Raw genomic sequence first — 15,053 nt, forward strand, 5'->3', positions numbered from 1 at the left:
GGAGAATTCAAATGGGGCGGGACCCGGTGCCCGTCGCGTCGGGACTGCGCGAGCTGATGAAGCAGACCCCGGAGTACAAACGGCGAGCCCTTCTCTACTGGAAGCACTCGTGGAAGGTTCGAACCCTTTCCAGGGCACTGGCCAAAGCCCTGGACGAGTGCGTCCAGGCATCCACATGGCCTGGCGAGCGGCTCCAAGTCAGCCTCCACATGTCAGGACAGGTGGAACAGATCACCCGGCGCCTTCAGCTTGAAACCAAGGCGTACGCCCGCATCTGCGCGTGATCCATAAGCGCAGGAGCGCGCGCTAAAGACTGGACGCCTCCCACGAAGTATCCACATTGCGGTGATGACACCATTCCATGCCGGAAACTTTGCATGCGACACTTGGGGACAATCGAGTGGCTGGGGGGATACCAAGTCAGGAGATTGCCGTGTGTTGGAAGCCAGCATTAATGATGACTGCTGCAGGTGGAACCACTGTCTCAGGTGAGGCTCCTACAACGCCCCGAGCCCGGCCGGGAGGTGAACTCCCGCCCGTCCGAAGAACGCCTTCTTCATACCTGATTCGTTCGCTCAGCCAGCGGCCGGTCACGCCGCCACTGAAGAAGGCGAGCGGATCATGTATATAGGGTGGGCGTACCTCATAGCGGGCCTCATAACCATGGATACGCTTCTCGTGGTTTTGTGGCTAATGGACAAGGACTGGCCCTGGCCAAAGCGCTGGAAGAAATAACCTCAAGGAGCACCCCGAACGCTCAGCGCAGGTCAAGGCGCATGAGCACGCGCGGGAAGCCATTGAGCACCGAGTCTGTATCGGCGGCCTTAACGAACCCGGCCCGTTCGAAGAGCTTGCGGGTACCCACATAGGCCATGGTGAGGTCGACTTTGCTGCCGCCGTTGTCCACCGGGTAGCCCTCGATGGCAGGCGCGCCGTACGTGCGGGCCAGGCCGACGGCACCGTTCAGCAAGTGATGGGAAATTCCCCTGCCGCGATGCCCGGGCCGGACCCGGATGCACCACACCGACCACACGTCGAGATCATCCACGTGCGGAATCTTGCGGTTGCGGGCGAAACTGGTGTCAGAACGCGGATGGACCGCCGCCCAGCCCACCACTTCGTCGCCGTCGTAAGCAAGGACCCCGGGCGGCGGATCCTGCCCCACCAGTTGCTTCACCAAGTCTCCGCGGGCGGTCCCGCGCAACTCCAGGTTTTGCTTGGAAGGGATACGGTAGCTCAGGCACCAGCACACGTTGGCATCGGGCCGCATGGGGCCAACCACCGCCTTCACGTCCAAGAACAGCGTTGCGGGCCGGATCTCGATCGCCATGCCGCTATCCTGTCACCGCCGCCCGGCACCCACAACGGACACCAAACGCATGGCCGTTATTGACTTGCTCATTGTGGAATGCAGGCTCCAGGAAGAAGGAGCGGGGCCCTGACCACGTGGGCCCGGCTCAGGCTTTGGGTGTGAGCCCGTACTCTTCCGGCGGTGTCCGCATTTGGATGGTGCGCCAAACGCCATCGGTCACTCGTACCGTGAGGTGGTTCCCGACAATAGCTACCTCCCCTTGAGGGATTGCGAAGGGGTCCAGTCCGTTGGCGTAGATCCAGTTCATTGACTGGCTGTGGAGGGCGTTGCCATGCGGGTAGTCGCGAAGGTCAATTGAAGGCATGAGGAGAACCATTTCGTCGGCGAGGCTAGCTGGTACCTACGAGAACCGCCGGACGAACGGAACATGACGCGAATACGTCCGGATTTTCCGAACTACGTCTCCTCAAACGCCCAGCCCAGGGAAGCCACCCCACCGCCAGCCTGATTATCTCACCACCAACCGTACGGGATTGCCCGGGCAAGTTCCCATATATGTCGGGAAAGGCCAGGCCCGGCCTGATCGGGGCGCCGGGGGTGGGAGGAGCGGGACTCTCAGACGCCCAGTGCTTCCTTGAGTGCCGCCACGTGGCCCTGGGCCTTGACCTGGTATTGGGCCAGTGTGACCTTGCCTTCGGGGTCCAGCACCACGGTGGAGCGGACGATTCCCTCGGTGATCTCACCGTTGACCAGCTTCTCGCCCCATGCGCCGTAGGCCAGCGCCACGGAGTGGTCCTCGTCAGCGAGCAGAGGGAACGTGAGCGCAAAGTCGCCCGTGAAGTTGGCCAGCTTTTCCGGGGCGTCGGGGGAGACCCCCAGGACCTCGTAGCCGGAGCCCTGCAGCGAGGCAAGGTTGTCGCGGAAGTCGCAGGCCTCCGTGGTGCAGCCAGGGGTGGCGGCCTCCGGGTAGAAGTACACAATGACGTTCTTGCCGCGGTAATCGGCCAGGGAGGTCTTCTTTCCTCGGGCGTCCTGCAGGGTGAAATCAGGGGCATGGGTTCCGGGCTGAAGTTTGGTGGTCAGTTGGGGGCTCATGGCAAATTCCTTCGGGAGACTCTGGGTGGATCAGGCAAACAGGTCAAACTAAAAGATCAAGTGAAGCGGCTGCCCGCTCTAGGGACAACTCCGGCGTCATACGCTGTATTCCGCCGGGCCGCGAACGGTGGCACTCGACGCCGATGGGCCCCTCAGACCCCGCCGCGGCGGATCAGTTTGCCGCCGGGTGTCTGGCCGTCCACCACGTTGCCGCGCAGGTAAGTCCTGCGGACGACGCCGGAGAGCGCCTTGCCGTCGTACGGGGTGATGGGGTTCTTGTGCTTGAGCTTCGACACGTCCACCACAAAGGCCTCGTCCGGGGCAAAGACGGAGAAGTCGGCATCGTAGCCCAACGCCAGCTGGCCTTTGTTGTGCAGGCGTGCGAGGGCAGCGGGCTTCTCTGCCATCCAGCCCACCACCTGTTCCAGCGGGATGCCGCGGTGCCGGGCTTCGGTCCAGATCAGGGACAGCCCCAGCTGGAGGGAGGACACGCCGCCCCACGCCACGGCAAAGTCGCCGTTCTCCAGGTCCTTGAGGTCCAGGGTGGAGGGGGAGTGGTCCGAGACGATGCAGTCGATGGTGCCGTCCTGCAGGCCTTTCCAGAGCAGCTCGCGGTTGGAGGCTTCGCGGATTGGCGGGCAGCACTTGTAGGCGGTGGCGCCGTTGGGGATTTCCTCGGCCGTGAGCGTCAGGTAGTGCGGGCAGGTCTCCACGGTGAGGTGGACGCCGTCGCGCTTTGCAGTGGCGATCATGGGCAGCGCGTCCGACGACGAGAGGTGCAGTATGTGTGCCCGCGCACCGGTCCAGCGGGCCCGTTCGATGACCTCGGCGATGGCCTTGTTCTCGGCACCGCGGGGCCGGGAGGCCAGGAATGTGGCGTACTCGTCCCCGCCGGGGTGCGGGGCGTGGTCGATCGCGTGCGAGTCCTCGGCATGGACGATCATGAGTGAATCGAAGGACTTGAGCTCTGCCATGTCCTCCTCCATCTCGTCGGCGTCCAGATGCGGGAACTCGTCCACGCCCGAGTGCAGCAGGAAGCACTTGAAGCCGAACACGCCTTCGTCATGCAGGGGCCGCAGGTCGTGCTTGTTGCCGGGCACGGCGCCGCCCCAGAACCCCACGTCCACGAACGCCTGGTCCTGGGCGGCCTCGCGCTTGAGCTTGAGGTTCTCCACAGTGGTGGTGGGCGGAATGCTGTTCAGCGGCATATCGATAATGGTGGTCACGCCGCCGGCACCGGCCGCCCGGGTCGCGGAGGCGAAGCCCTCCCACTCGGTGCGGCCCGGCTCGTTGACGTGGACATGGGTGTCCACCAGGCCGGGAACGAGGGTCTCGTCGTCGCCGAGCTCTACGACTTCCGCACCCGAAAGGCCGTTGCCGAGGGGTTCGATGGCCACGATCCTGCCGCCGCGGACGCCCACTTCCCGGGCCGCGATGCCGGCCGTGGTGAGGATGCGCCGGCCCCGGATGACGAGGTCAAAGCGTTCTTCAGACATGGAGGTTCTCCTTCGTGTCGGCAGTCGGTGTCAGCCTGTTGGCTGACACGGACTCCCATCTGCGTTCCCAGCTGTGTCAGAAGCTGTCCAGCCTGCGCGATGCATGTGTCTATATTGCTTTCGAGCCCAATCAAAGCCTAAACGTGCTGGAATCCGGCGTCTCCGCCGCTGTGACCACGCGTGCTCCTAGGCCTGCAGGGCCAGGATGGCGGTGGGGGCGTCATCGCGGGTCTCTGCCAGCTCTTCGAATTCGTTGATGGCGTTGATTTCCACGCCCATGGAGATGTTGGTGATCTTCTCCAGGATCACTTCGACCACCACTGGCACCTGGAACTCGCCCATGAGCGCCTTGGCCTTGTCGAACGCGGCGCCCAGGTCGTTGGGGTCCTCCACCCGGATGGCCTTGCAGCCCAGGCCCTCGGCCACCTTGAGGTGGTCCACGCCGTATCCCGCAGCGTTCGCGGAAAGCCCGGTGGAGTTGATGTTGTCGAATGCCAGGGACACGTTCTGTTCCATGCTGAAACCGCGCTGTGACTGGCGGATCAGGCCCAGGTAGGAGTTGTTCACCACCACGTGGATGTACGGCAGGTTGAACTGTGCACCCACAGCCAATTCCTCGATCATGAACTGGAAGTCGTAGTCACCGGACAGCGCCACAACGGTCTCGTCCGGCCTGCCGCGGACGACGCCGAGGGCTGCCGGTGCGGTCCAGCCCAGGGGGCCGGCTTGGCCGGCGTTGATCCACTTGCGCGGGCCGAAGACGTGCAGCATCTGGGCGCCGGCGATCTGGGACAAGCCGATGGTAGAGACGTAGGTGGTATCCCGGCCGAAGGCGCGGTTCATCTCTTCGTACACACGCTGCGGCTTGATGGGGACATTGTCGAAGTGCGTCTTGCGGTGCAAGGAAGCTTTGCGCTCCGCGCATTCGGCAACCCAGCCGGAGTAGTCCGGCAGGGACTCCGCTGCCCCGCGCTCGCGGGCCAGTTCAATGAGCCCGGCCAGCGCCGCACCGGCGTCGGACGTGATGCCCAGGTCCGGTGAGAACACGCGGCCGATCTGTGTGGGCTCGATGTCGATGTGCACGAACTTGCGGCCCGCGGTGTAGGTGTCCAGGCCGCCGGTGTGGCGGTTGGCCCAGCGGTTGCCGATGCCGATCACGAAGTCGCTGCGCAGGTAGTTCTCGTTGCCGTAGCGATGCGAGGTCTGTAAGCCCACCATGCCAGCCATCAGCGGGTGGTCGTCGGCGATGGCGCCCCAGCCCATGAGGGTGGGGATGACTGGAACGTTCAGGATCTCGGCCAGTTCCACCAGCTGTGCGCAGGCGCCGGCGTTGATGATGCCGCCGCCTGCAATGATCAGCGGGTGCTTGGCCGCAGTGAGCATGTCGAGGGCCTTTTCCAGCTGCTTGCGGCTGGCCCTGGGCTTCTCCACGGGCAGCGGCTCGTAGGTGTCGATGTCGAATTCGATCTCCGCCAGCTGCACGTCGATGGGTAGGTCCAGCAGCACGGGGCCGGGACGGCCGGAGCGCATCAGCTGGAACGCCTTCTGGAAGGCGCCCGGAACCTGGCCGGGCTCCAGGACGGTCATGGCCATCTTGGTGACCGGCTTGGCGATGGACCCGATGTCCACCGCCTGGAAGTCTTCCTTGTGCAGCTTGGCTACGGGCGCCTGGCCGGTGATGCAAAGCATCGGGATGGAATCGGCCCAGGCCGCATAAAGCCCCGTGATCATGTCGGTACCGGCAGGGCCGGACGTGCCGATGCAGATGCCGATGTTGCCGTCCTTGGCGCGGCTGTAGCCGTCGGCCATGTGGCTGGCGCCTTCAACGTGCCGGGCCAGGGTGTGGCGGATGCCGCCGTGGGCCCGCATGGCCGAGTAGAAGGGGTTGATGGCCGCACCTGGCAGGCCGAACGCCTCGATGGCTCCTTCCTTCTCCAGGATGGCAACCGCTGCATCAACGGTACGCATCTTGCTCATGGTGTGCTCCTTGAATGTCTGTGGGGAATTGAATGTCTCTGGGGGACGTCTGATTTTGGGTGCGCTGAAGTAGCCCTGCGAGCCGTCGCGGGGCGCTTTGGGGGTGTCGGCGTCGTAAATTACGACGGCGGCCGGCGAGTCCGTGTCGAAGTGCCCCGTTTCGGGGCTGCTCCTACTCGCGGCCGCTGAGTTTCAGGACCTGCCGGAAGAGCCCGGAGTGGTCGAGTCCGCCGTCGCCCTGGTTAACGGTAGCGGCGAAGAGCTGGGCGACGACGGCGCCTAGGGGGACGGCGACGTTGGCTTCACGGGCAGCCGAGGTGACGATGCCGAGGTCCTTGTGGTGCAGGGCAAGGCGGAAGCCGGGATCGAAGTTGCGGTCCAGCATCTTCTGGCCCTTCTGGTCCAGGACCTTGGAGCCGGCCAGGCCGCCGCCGAGGACCTTGAGGGCTGCGTCCGTGTCCACGCCGTAGGCCTCAAGGAAGGCGATGGCTTCGGCGAGGACTTCGATATTGACCGCGACGATCAGCTGGTTGGCTGCCTTGACGGTCTGGCCCGAGCCGGAGGGACCTACATGCACGATGGTTTTGCCGACCGCGTTGAGGACCTCGGCTGCGGCGTCGAAGTCTTCCTTTTCGCCGCCCACCATGATCGAGAGGGCGGCGTCGATGGCGCCCTGCTCGCCGCCGGAAACCGGGGCGTCGAGGGCGCGGAGGCCTGCTGCCTTGGCGTCGGCCGCGAGGCGCGTGGCTACGTCCGGACGGATGCTGCTGGCGTCGATCCACAGGGTGCCCTGCTTCGCGTTGGCGAAGACGCCGTCCTGTCCACCGACGACGCCCTCGACGTCGGGGGAGTCCGGCACCATGGTGATAACGACGTCGGCATCCTTCACTGCGTCCGCGATGCTCGTGGCACCAATGCCGCCCTCAGAGACCAGCTTGTCGATCCTGTCCCGGCTGCGGTTGAAGCCGGTAACGCTGTGGCTGGCCCTGACCAGGTTGATGGCCATGGGCAGGCCCATGATTCCGAGTCCGATGACTGCAACGTTGCTCATGATGGGTTCTCTTTCTGAAGTCTTTTTAGCCCAAGTGGGCTATTTGGGCGGAGACGCGCTTAGCGGGCTGCGCGGTGCCGGATGGCCCAGCTGAAGGCGGATTCCTGAGGCTCTTTGTATTCGAGGCCGATGTAACCCTCGTAGCCGAGCTCGCGGCTGCGGGCGATCCATTCGCCGAGGGGAAGCTCGCCGGTTCCGGGAGCCCCGCGGCCGGGCTTGTCGGCGATCTGGATGTGGCCGAAGTCCTTGGCGTGGTTCTCGATGACGGTGGAAACGTCGTCCCCGTTGACGGCCAGGTGGTAGAAGTCAGCGAGGAGCTTGATGTTTTCCGTTCCGGCGTCTTCCTTGACCCTTGCAATGACCTTGAGGGCATCTGCCGCCGTAAGGAGCGGGTACTGGGGGGCGCCGCTGACAGGCTCGAGGAGGACAGTGCCGCCGATGCGCGCGACGCCGGCAGCCGCCGTCGCGAGGTTTTCGGCACCGACGGCGTCCTGCCTCTCCTCCAGCTCGCCGTCAATCCGGTTGCCATAGAGGGCGTTGAAGGCCTTGCAACCGAGACGCTCGCCGATGCCGGCGACGACGTCGATGTTGTCCAGGAATTCGGCGGACCGTGCGGGCCAGGAGACCAGGCCGCGGTCCCCGCCCGGCATGTTGCCCGCGTTGAAGTTCAGGCCCGTGAGCTGGACGCCGGCGTCGGTGATGGCGTTCTCAAACCTGGTTATCTCAGCTTCCGTAGGGACGGAGGTGTCGAACGGCCACCAGAATTCGACGGCGTCGAAGCCGGCAGCCTTCGCGGCCGCGGGACGCTCGAGCAGGGGCAGCTCCGTCAGCAGGATGGAGCAGTTCACTGTGTACGTCATGGTGGGTCCTTCCGAAGGCTGGGATCTGATTCCATTGCATTTCCGCTTAGTGGAATTTGAATTCTGCTTTATGAAAAGTGTAGAGCCAGGCGTGTATGAACGTCAACCATTTTGCGGCCGGACTGCGGTATGGCGACGGCCAGGGCTCGAGCGCGGCGACGGCATTGGCGGCAGGGCTTGCCTCCCGCCGGAGAGAGGAACAAAGAATGGGCGGCCCCTTCCGGAACCACCCATTCGATCCACTCGCTAGTCAGTGCCGTTTGAAGGCGTGCCTGATCTTTTCGCCTGCTTGCTTGAAGTCGGCTCTAAGCCCGTGGCCCTTGCCTTCGGCCCTCATCCGGTAGTTGCCGCCGGCCTCGCCGGCGGGTTTCTTTCCTTTGCCGTGAAGCCTATCCGCGGCGTTGTGGATCCTGTCACCCAAACCCATTGCGGTCCTCCTCATGGTACGGCGGACGCGGCAGGTTGCCGCGGTTGCCGATACTTAGATTGTAGAAAGAAATGACCCCGGCAGAGGGGTCGCCTGCCCAATTGGTTGGCATGCCGGCCGGCTCACGCCACTGACCGATTCAACGAACCGTCGTCGTGATCTTCTTCTTGGCAGCCGTTGACTCAGTGAACCGCCCGCCGTTGCTGATCAGTGCAGGCAGAACTCGTTGCCTTCCGGGTCCTGCATCGTGTAGGTCCGGGCCCCGCGGTCTGCCGTCTCCCACAGCAGCCTGGCGCCCAGGCCGGTGAGCCGCTGCACCTCGGCGAGCTTCTGATCATCGGAAACGGGGATGTCTATGTGCACGCGGTTTTTCGCGGTCTTCGCTTCAGGAACTTTCTGAAAGTAGAAGCGCGGCTGCTCTCCCGCCGGATCCCGGCAGGCAGCGACTTCACGGAACGCGGATTTTCCGTTGACAACGATCCGGTCAGTTTCCGGCATTCGCTGCTGAGCAACCAGGTCATCAACCAAAGCCGAATGGTCCTCGACTTCATAGCCGAGTGCTGCCGCCCAGAATTCGGCCTGGGCATGGGGGTCCGCCGTATCAAAGGTGACTTGGATAGCCATCATCGCTCCCGCCAGTGGGTGATTGGGGCCCTTCTATTGGAATCCTCCGAGGCTCAGCGGTCAATGCTGAGGGCAGCGAGCCATGCACAAGGACACCGGGAATACCGGCAAGCTTGCCTGCCTCCCGCAGCAGGATGCCGTCGTCAAGCCAGGCCGCGTGCCGCCAGTAGTGCGTCACCAGCCGGGCGAACACCATTCGGAACCGGGGATCGTCGTACCGCGGGTCCGGCCGGTGGCCAGGGTGGATCGCGACATGCGAATCCTCCCAGAGGCACCAGTGTTTCGCCGCCTTCTCCCGGACCTCGGCATCCGGATCCTCCAGCAGGCGGCTGTAGGCCTCCACGAGACTGCCGCCGCGCACGCCGGCCGGTACTGCGTCCCGGAACCGGGCCCACTCCGCAGGGAACATCCGACCCATGTCATGCGTGACCCACTCCACCTCCCGCCGAGTGGTGTTGGTGACGCTGAACAGCACCAACTCAGTCACATGGCCGGGATAGGCCTCGGCATAGGCAAGTCCGAGCGTCGCGCCCCATGAACCCCCGAGTACCAACCACCGGTCGATGCCAAGGTGCTGGCGCAGTTGCTCGATGTCGCGGATCAAATGGTGGGTTGTGTTCGTGCGCAGTTCGACGCCGTAGTCGCCGGCATGCGGTGTGCTGCGGCCGCAGCCGCGCTGGTCGAACAGGACCACCCTGTAAACCGACGGGTCGAAAAATTGCCTCCAACCCGGAGCGCAGCCGGAGCCCGGACCGCCGTGCAGGACGACTGCCGGTTTGCCAAAAGGATTGCCGCAAACCTCCCAGTACACGTGATTGCCGTCGCCCACATTGAGCAGGCCGTGGTCGAAGGGTTCGGTCAACGGGTACATGTTGCCTCGCTCGGGTCGGGGAAATGCCGGTGCCGTAACAACCTATCTGACCGGCACTCCGCTGGCCTGAACGGGCCTCGATCGCTAGATCCTCGCTATCCTGTCGATGTCTTCGTAGAAGTCCTTGACCACCGCTTCAGTAACCGTCGCACGGGTCCCGTCGATCGCCTGAAGGTAGGCCGCCGTCGTGAGTGCCGGTTCTTCCGGATCGGCCCCGGTGGCCTGCACGGCGTGTTCCAAGGCTTGTTGGGACGCCTTTCGGGCGGCGAATTCAATGTCGGCAGGGGAGAACCGTTCGCTGGCTTCAGCCAGGGCGAGCAAGTCAATTTGCGGGGAGATGGCAGGTGGGATGTAGCGGTTCCAGATGGCTGACCGGGCAGTATGGTCGGGAGGGCCGATGGGGATCACGTAATCGAAGCGGCCGTGGCGGAGAAAGGCCTTATCCAGCGAGCGGATGAAGTTTGTGGCGCAGATCAGTATCCTGCCTTCCTTCTCCCGAAAGGCGGGGATGATTTTCAGGAGCTCGTTGGTGACTCCCTGCAGTGATGATGCTTCGCCTGTGCGGGCTGCGGCTATCTCTTCGACTTCATCGATGAACACCACCGCATGTTCGAGCCGGCCGATGTCCAGGAACACCTGGCGCAGGGCCCCGGCAAGCCCCTGCGGATCGGAGGCAAGCCGTGAGGGGAACACCTCCACGAAGGGCCAGTCGAGGCGCGAGGCGACGACCTTTGCGAAGGTGGTTTTTCCGGTACCGGGGGGACCGAAGAGGACCACGGAACGCGGCGGGGTGACGCCCAGGGACTTGGCCAGCTCTGTTCGTGCCAGCGGCAGGATCAGGCGCTGTTCGATGAGGGTCTTTTCGCGTTGCATGCCGGCGAGGGCATTCCAGAGTCCGTGGGGGAGGAGTCGGCCACCCAGTTGGCTTAGGGGTCCGATCTCCTGAGGCTGAAGCGGAATGGTCCTTTCAAAGTAGTGCAGGTCTTCCTCTACCCTGTATTCGCTGTTCCTGAATGCATGGATCCTGGTCTCGGAGGCAGGGAGGAGCGCCGAAATCCTTCGGACCCGCTGGCTGGTGAGCCTGCCCTCGATGCCGGCGAGGAGTGCGCTGCCCAGTCCCTGTTCCCGCCATTCGCGGGCCTGTGCGAGCATGACCATCCAGGCGCGGTCATCCTGAATTTTGCAGGCCGCAGCCCCGACGACCCTTCCCTCCGTAACGGCTACCACAGCCACTCCGTTGGAGCAGGCGTCGATGATCTCAGCCAGGCTGTAAACGGGGTGCACCCCGTCGATCCTGGAATCCTGCCAGACTCCGATGAGCTGGTCGAGATCGTCCGGGTGGAAGTCGCGGACGTTCCAAGGTTGCATGGCAGGCCGGACCGCGGGTGTCGTTGCCGCTTCCGTCGCCGCAGGGACGTCTTTGAGGTCAGTCCTGCTCATGAAGAGGTTCTCCGTTCCTGGGCTTTGAAGCTATGCATCTCAGTCAGTCTCAGGGCAGCCGCAGTAGAAACAGTCATCCCCGCCGCTGCAGTCAACCTCAGGGATCGGTAGCGGCGCGAGCGCGCTGACGGAGGAAGTTTCGGTGCGTGTTGGGATGAGGGTTTCGACCAGGTCAGTCATGTATGTGTCGCTTTTCTCTTTGAGGGCTGCTGAACGAAGAGAACGGCATGATCTGAACCTCACGCCGTCGTGATACCTCCCAGTATGGAACTCTGCTCACATAAGAAAAAGCGATGAAAAATGAACAGTAAAGCTTAGCAGAACTGATCTTTGTGGGCGTGTGCCGGGCCGCGACTTCCTTGGTGATTGACGCCACAGCGGTGCATGGATAGCGTCTGCGTTCATGGGCGTCGTATTTGGCGGGATGGCCGCCAGCCTCGATGGATATATTCAGTCGGAGAACGGTGACTTGTCCTGGCTGAACGACGCCATGGCCAAGGATGAGGACTACGGCTTTGAGGCGACCATGCGCAGGACCGGAGCCTACGTCATGGGGGCCAACACCTACCGTGAGGTCGCCGGAATGGGTGGCACCGGCTCCGCGGTTCCCACCTACGTTGTCACCCATGATGGGACCCTGGCCACCAAAGGCAACACGCAGCTGTTTTCAGGAGACCTCCGGGACTTGGTCGCCCGGATCAGGTCATCCGTCCCTGAGGATCGGGACATCTGCGTCTACGGTGGTGGCCGGCTCGTCACAGAATTTATCGAGTTGGACCTGCTGAATGAATTAACTGTCTCGATTGTTCCGGTTGTCCTCGGAGCCGGCGTGCCGTTCTTTGGCAGGATCAGCAGCTTGAGGAGGCCTGAACTGATCGAATGCCGGCCCTTCCCTTCCGGCATTGTGCTGCTGACGTACAAGCTAAGGCGCCCGGCGGGTTGATGACGGCTGGCCCATTGACTTCAGCGGCCTGAGGGATACGGTTAGAGATACTGCATAATCTGTTCAATGCGTGGTGACGGGTCCACGGCGCCACCACATTTCGGGCCACCGCACCTCAGCGTCGTCGGTGACCCGTTCCCATCGCTTGGTCTCACCCCTAGGCATCCCGCACCATAATTCCCAGGCAGCGTCCCACATGACCGCAAATTTCATCAGAGCTTTGGCAGTTAAGTCCTTTGATATTCCCGACAAGAAGCGGTGCCCGGACAAGGCCGAGTTTGACCTGGTCACCGTTGACGACTATTCAGTGGCACGGCTGATTCTGGAACCAGGCTGGCGCTGGTCCGAGTCCGCCAAGCCCACTGAAATGACCGAGTTCTGCGAGCACAACCACCTTGGATTCTGCGTCTCCGGCTCGCTGGAGATTGAAACGTCCGACGGCGTGCGCTCCACGATTCATGCCAACGACACCTATGCGCTTCCTCCCGGCCACGACGAGTGGGTGGTGGGAGACGAGCCCTTCGTCGCCATTGAGTTCCTGGGTACCGCGTCATTCGGCCGGCCCAGGAGCAGGGGGATGCACGCGCTTATCTGAGGGTTCCTCACGGAACGGTTGTGGTTGTCCCGCCATGTCCGCCGCCCTGCGGCGAGCCGTGGACAGGGTGTCGGTTGGTGCCTCGGGCCGGCGGCTTGATCAGACTGCCGACTGCCTGATCGCAGCGTTGGCACTAACGATTCGGGCGAGCCGGGCCACCACCTCGGCCGGCGGACAGTCTGCGTCGAGCTCCACGAAGTCTGGATACTCGGGCATAGAGCGGTAGGCATCCCGCAGGGCAACCAGGTCCGCCAACGTTTCTGCATCGGTACCGCGGGCCACAATCCGCTGGTGCGCGAGTTCTGGCTCGACGTCGAGATGAATCACTGCATCGGGTGCGGGCAGAGCAGAAATGAGCCAAGGGAGCAGGTGGCCACGCGGTAAGCCTCTGACTTCGCGCAGCGCGAGCTGGCAAAAGAGGTGGCGGTCCATCACCACCAGGCCGTCGAAGCGGCTGGCCCGAGCATGGGAAATCAGCACATTCACCACGCGGAACGTGGTCTCAATGGCATCGGCGAGGCGCGGCGGCCATTGCACCCCAAGCCTCGCCGCCAGTACGGACATGCTCCGCCGGCCGGCATGGTTGCTGAGCAGCAGGGCATCCTGGCCTTCTGCCAGGGCATCGGAGACCAGAGCGCTGGCGGCCGTGGATTTCCCCGAGCCGTCGATTCCCGTCAGAACAATAAGCAAATGGCCTCCTTCCGCCGCTGGTTTAACGGCCGGCACTGTGGGATCGTCCCGCCATGCGGCGGAGGTCACATCCGTTGAGCTCAGACTTTTCCATTTTGCGGTTAAACATTTCCGTACTACGGATTTATCCTCCGCGAAACACTGGACTTCTAGCCTTGCCTGTGACCCCAACGGCCTTCTGCCGTTCCCACGTTGATAGGCAGCCCATGAAACTCCCCTCCGCCTTAGCGCCCGCTGTCCAGAACCAGACGAAGAAACCGTTCTACAGGTCCCTATTCTTCCAGATCCTCGTCGCCGTGTGCCTGGGGATCGGGATCGGCCACTTCTGGCCGGACATCGGTTCCGGCCTGAGACCGCTGGGTGACGGCTTTATCCAGCTCATCAAAATGATCATCGCGCCGCTCATTTTCCTGGTGATCGTCACGGGGATCTCCGCCGTGGGTGACGTCAAGGCTGTGGGCCGGGTAGGCGTCAAGGCGCTGCTGTACTTCACCGGCGCAACGCTTTTCGCGCTGGTGTTTGGCCTTATCGTGGGCAACATCGTCCAGCCCGGGGCCGGGCTGAACATCGACCCGTCAACCCTGTCCCAGGACGCCGTCAACGCCAAGACCGGGACGGCGCCACCCAAGGACGCCGGCCAGTTCCTGCTGGGCATCATCCCCACCAGCGTGGTGGGCGCCTTCGCTTCCAACTCCCTCCTCCAGGTGCTCTGCTTCTCGGTGTTTTTCGGCGCAGCGATCGTCGTGGTTGGCCGGGAACGCTGCATGCCGGTGATCAGTCTGCTGGAGACCGTCCTGGAACTGTTTTTCAAGATCATGGCCTGGGTCATGCGGGTGGCGCCCATCGGCGCCTTCGGTGCCATGGCGTTCATTATCGGCCAGTACGGCCTGAGCTCCCTCAGCACTTATGCGCTGCTGATCGCCGCCTGCTACGGCGCCGCCATCGTATTCATCGGTCTGCTGTTTGTGGTGGCATGGGTCTATCCGCGGGTGCCGCTCTGGCAGTTCATCAAATACTCCAGGGAGGAATTCCTCCTGGCGCTGGGCACTGCTTCCACCGAATCAGTGCTGCCCCGCATCATGACCAAACTGACCAACGCCGGCTGCTCCCGGGCCACTACTGGCCTGGTGGTTCCCACGGGCTACTCCTTTAACCTCGACGGCGCCGCCTTGTACCTGTCGATCTCCCTGCTCTTCCTGGCCCAGGCGTTCGGCCACAACCTGGACCTGGGCCAGCAGCTCGCGGCCCTGGGCATCCTGATGCTCACGTCCAAGGGAATGGCCGGCGTTCCCGGCTCCGCGTTCCTGGCCCTCTCCGCCACCGCGGGAGCCCTCGGTATCTTCCCGGTCGCAGGCGTAGCCCTGCTGCTCGGCGCCGACCGGCTCATGGACTCCATGCGCGTCTCCGTGAACCTGCTTGGTAACTGCGTGGCCACGTTTGTGGTGGCCAAATGGGAAGGCCAGTTCGACCGCGAAGCCATGCTCCGCGCTTTCCGTGGAGAGCTCCCTCAGGAGGACAGGGCAGAGGAATCAAGCCCCAAGGGGGCACCGGCGTCGGAAGTCACGACGGCGGGAATTCCGACGGCGGATGCGGCACCGGAGGTCCCCGCGGGCGCAGCCGGGGTTCGCTAGGCTGGAAGGTCAGGGCGGCGGGTCAGCCCTGCCCCGCCGCC

16 protein-coding genes are annotated in these 15,053 nt (G+C 63.6%); 4 read left to right on the forward strand and 12 right to left on the reverse strand.

The genetic code is table 11. The annotated features are described in order from the left end of the window. Positions 1–11: 11 nt before the first annotated feature. A complete protein-coding gene (locus QFZ30_RS00905; RefSeq protein WP_307072592.1) occupies positions 12–284 on the forward strand; it encodes a hypothetical protein in 273 nt (90 codons plus the stop codon). A gap of 473 nt (positions 285–757) precedes the next feature. Here the strand turns inward: QFZ30_RS00905 and QFZ30_RS00910 are convergent, their stop codons facing one another. From QFZ30_RS00910 to QFZ30_RS00960, 11 genes are all read right to left on the reverse strand, one after another. Continuing rightward, on the reverse strand, positions 758–1,330 hold the full coding sequence (locus QFZ30_RS00910; protein WP_307072595.1) for a GNAT family N-acetyltransferase: 573 nt from the start codon (positions 1,328–1,330) through the stop codon (positions 758–760). Positions 1,331–1,457: 127 nt separating this feature from the next. Beyond that, a complete protein-coding gene (locus QFZ30_RS00915; RefSeq protein WP_307072597.1) occupies positions 1,458–1,676 on the reverse strand; it encodes a hypothetical protein in 219 nt (72 codons plus the stop codon). Positions 1,677–1,927: 251 nt separating this feature from the next. After that, positions 1,928–2,407, reverse strand: a complete 480-nt coding sequence (gene bcp, locus QFZ30_RS00920) for a thioredoxin-dependent thiol peroxidase (RefSeq protein ID WP_307072599.1) — start codon at positions 2,405–2,407, stop codon at positions 1,928–1,930. A gap of 152 nt (positions 2,408–2,559) precedes the next feature. Next, positions 2,560–3,903 carry an allantoinase AllB gene (gene allB / locus QFZ30_RS00925; protein ID WP_307072601.1) on the reverse strand — a complete coding sequence of 448 codons (1,344 nt, stop codon included), beginning with the start codon at positions 3,901–3,903 and terminating at the stop codon, positions 2,560–2,562. 186 nt (positions 3,904–4,089) lie between these two features. Next, on the reverse strand, positions 4,090–5,880 hold the full coding sequence (gcl, locus tag QFZ30_RS00930) for a glyoxylate carboligase (RefSeq protein ID WP_307072603.1): 1,791 nt from the start codon (positions 5,878–5,880) through the stop codon (positions 4,090–4,092). A gap of 172 nt (positions 5,881–6,052) precedes the next feature. Next, positions 6,053–6,931 (reverse strand): 2-hydroxy-3-oxopropionate reductase, encoded by an 879-nt coding sequence (locus QFZ30_RS00935; RefSeq protein ID WP_307072605.1) that lies wholly within the window; start codon positions 6,929–6,931, stop codon positions 6,053–6,055. A 59-nt stretch (positions 6,932–6,990) separates the two neighbouring features. Beyond that, positions 6,991–7,791: a hydroxypyruvate isomerase family protein gene (locus QFZ30_RS00940; RefSeq protein WP_307072607.1), complete on the reverse strand. Its 801-nt coding sequence runs from the start codon at positions 7,789–7,791 to the stop codon at positions 6,991–6,993. A 250-nt stretch (positions 7,792–8,041) separates the two neighbouring features. Next, a complete protein-coding gene (locus tag QFZ30_RS00945; protein ID WP_307072609.1) occupies positions 8,042–8,218 on the reverse strand; it encodes a CsbD family protein in 177 nt (58 codons plus the stop codon). Between the two features lie 207 nt (positions 8,219–8,425). Beyond that, a complete protein-coding gene (locus QFZ30_RS00950) occupies positions 8,426–8,845 on the reverse strand; it encodes a VOC family protein (RefSeq protein WP_307072611.1) in 420 nt (139 codons plus the stop codon). Continuing rightward, positions 8,820–9,704 carry a prolyl aminopeptidase gene (gene pip, locus QFZ30_RS00955; protein ID WP_307072614.1) on the reverse strand — a complete coding sequence of 295 codons (885 nt, stop codon included), beginning with the start codon at positions 9,702–9,704 and terminating at the stop codon, positions 8,820–8,822. The genes QFZ30_RS00950 and pip overlap by 26 nt, the downstream gene beginning before the upstream one ends. 93 nt (positions 9,705–9,797) lie before the next feature. Next, positions 9,798–11,081 carry an ATP-binding protein gene (locus QFZ30_RS00960; RefSeq protein ID WP_307079964.1) on the reverse strand — a complete coding sequence of 428 codons (1,284 nt, stop codon included), beginning with the start codon at positions 11,079–11,081 and terminating at the stop codon, positions 9,798–9,800. 475 nt (positions 11,082–11,556) lie between these two features. On the opposite strand from QFZ30_RS00960, the gene QFZ30_RS00965 reads away from it, so the two are divergent. Next, on the forward strand, positions 11,557–12,096 hold the full coding sequence (locus QFZ30_RS00965; RefSeq protein WP_307072617.1) for a dihydrofolate reductase family protein: 540 nt from the start codon (positions 11,557–11,559) through the stop codon (positions 12,094–12,096). A gap of 196 nt (positions 12,097–12,292) precedes the next feature. After that, on the forward strand, positions 12,293–12,691 hold the full coding sequence (locus QFZ30_RS00970) for a cupin domain-containing protein (protein WP_307072619.1): 399 nt from the start codon (positions 12,293–12,295) through the stop codon (positions 12,689–12,691). Between the two features lie 99 nt (positions 12,692–12,790). On the opposite strand, the gene QFZ30_RS00975 is transcribed toward QFZ30_RS00970, so the two are convergent. Further along, entirely contained in the window at positions 12,791–13,381 is a 591-nt protein-coding gene (locus tag QFZ30_RS00975; protein WP_307072621.1) for an AAA family ATPase, read from the reverse strand. Between the two features lie 206 nt (positions 13,382–13,587). Between QFZ30_RS00975 and QFZ30_RS00980 the strand changes: the two genes are divergently transcribed. Continuing rightward, positions 13,588–15,012: a cation:dicarboxylate symporter family transporter gene (locus tag QFZ30_RS00980; RefSeq protein WP_307072623.1), complete on the forward strand. Its 1,425-nt coding sequence runs from the start codon at positions 13,588–13,590 to the stop codon at positions 15,010–15,012. Positions 15,013–15,053: the final 41 nt, after the last annotated feature.

The sequence above is a fragment of the Arthrobacter pascens genome, from assembly GCF_030815585.1.
In the GTDB taxonomy this organism is placed as follows: Bacteria; Actinomycetota; Actinomycetes; order Actinomycetales; family Micrococcaceae; genus Arthrobacter; species Arthrobacter pascens_A.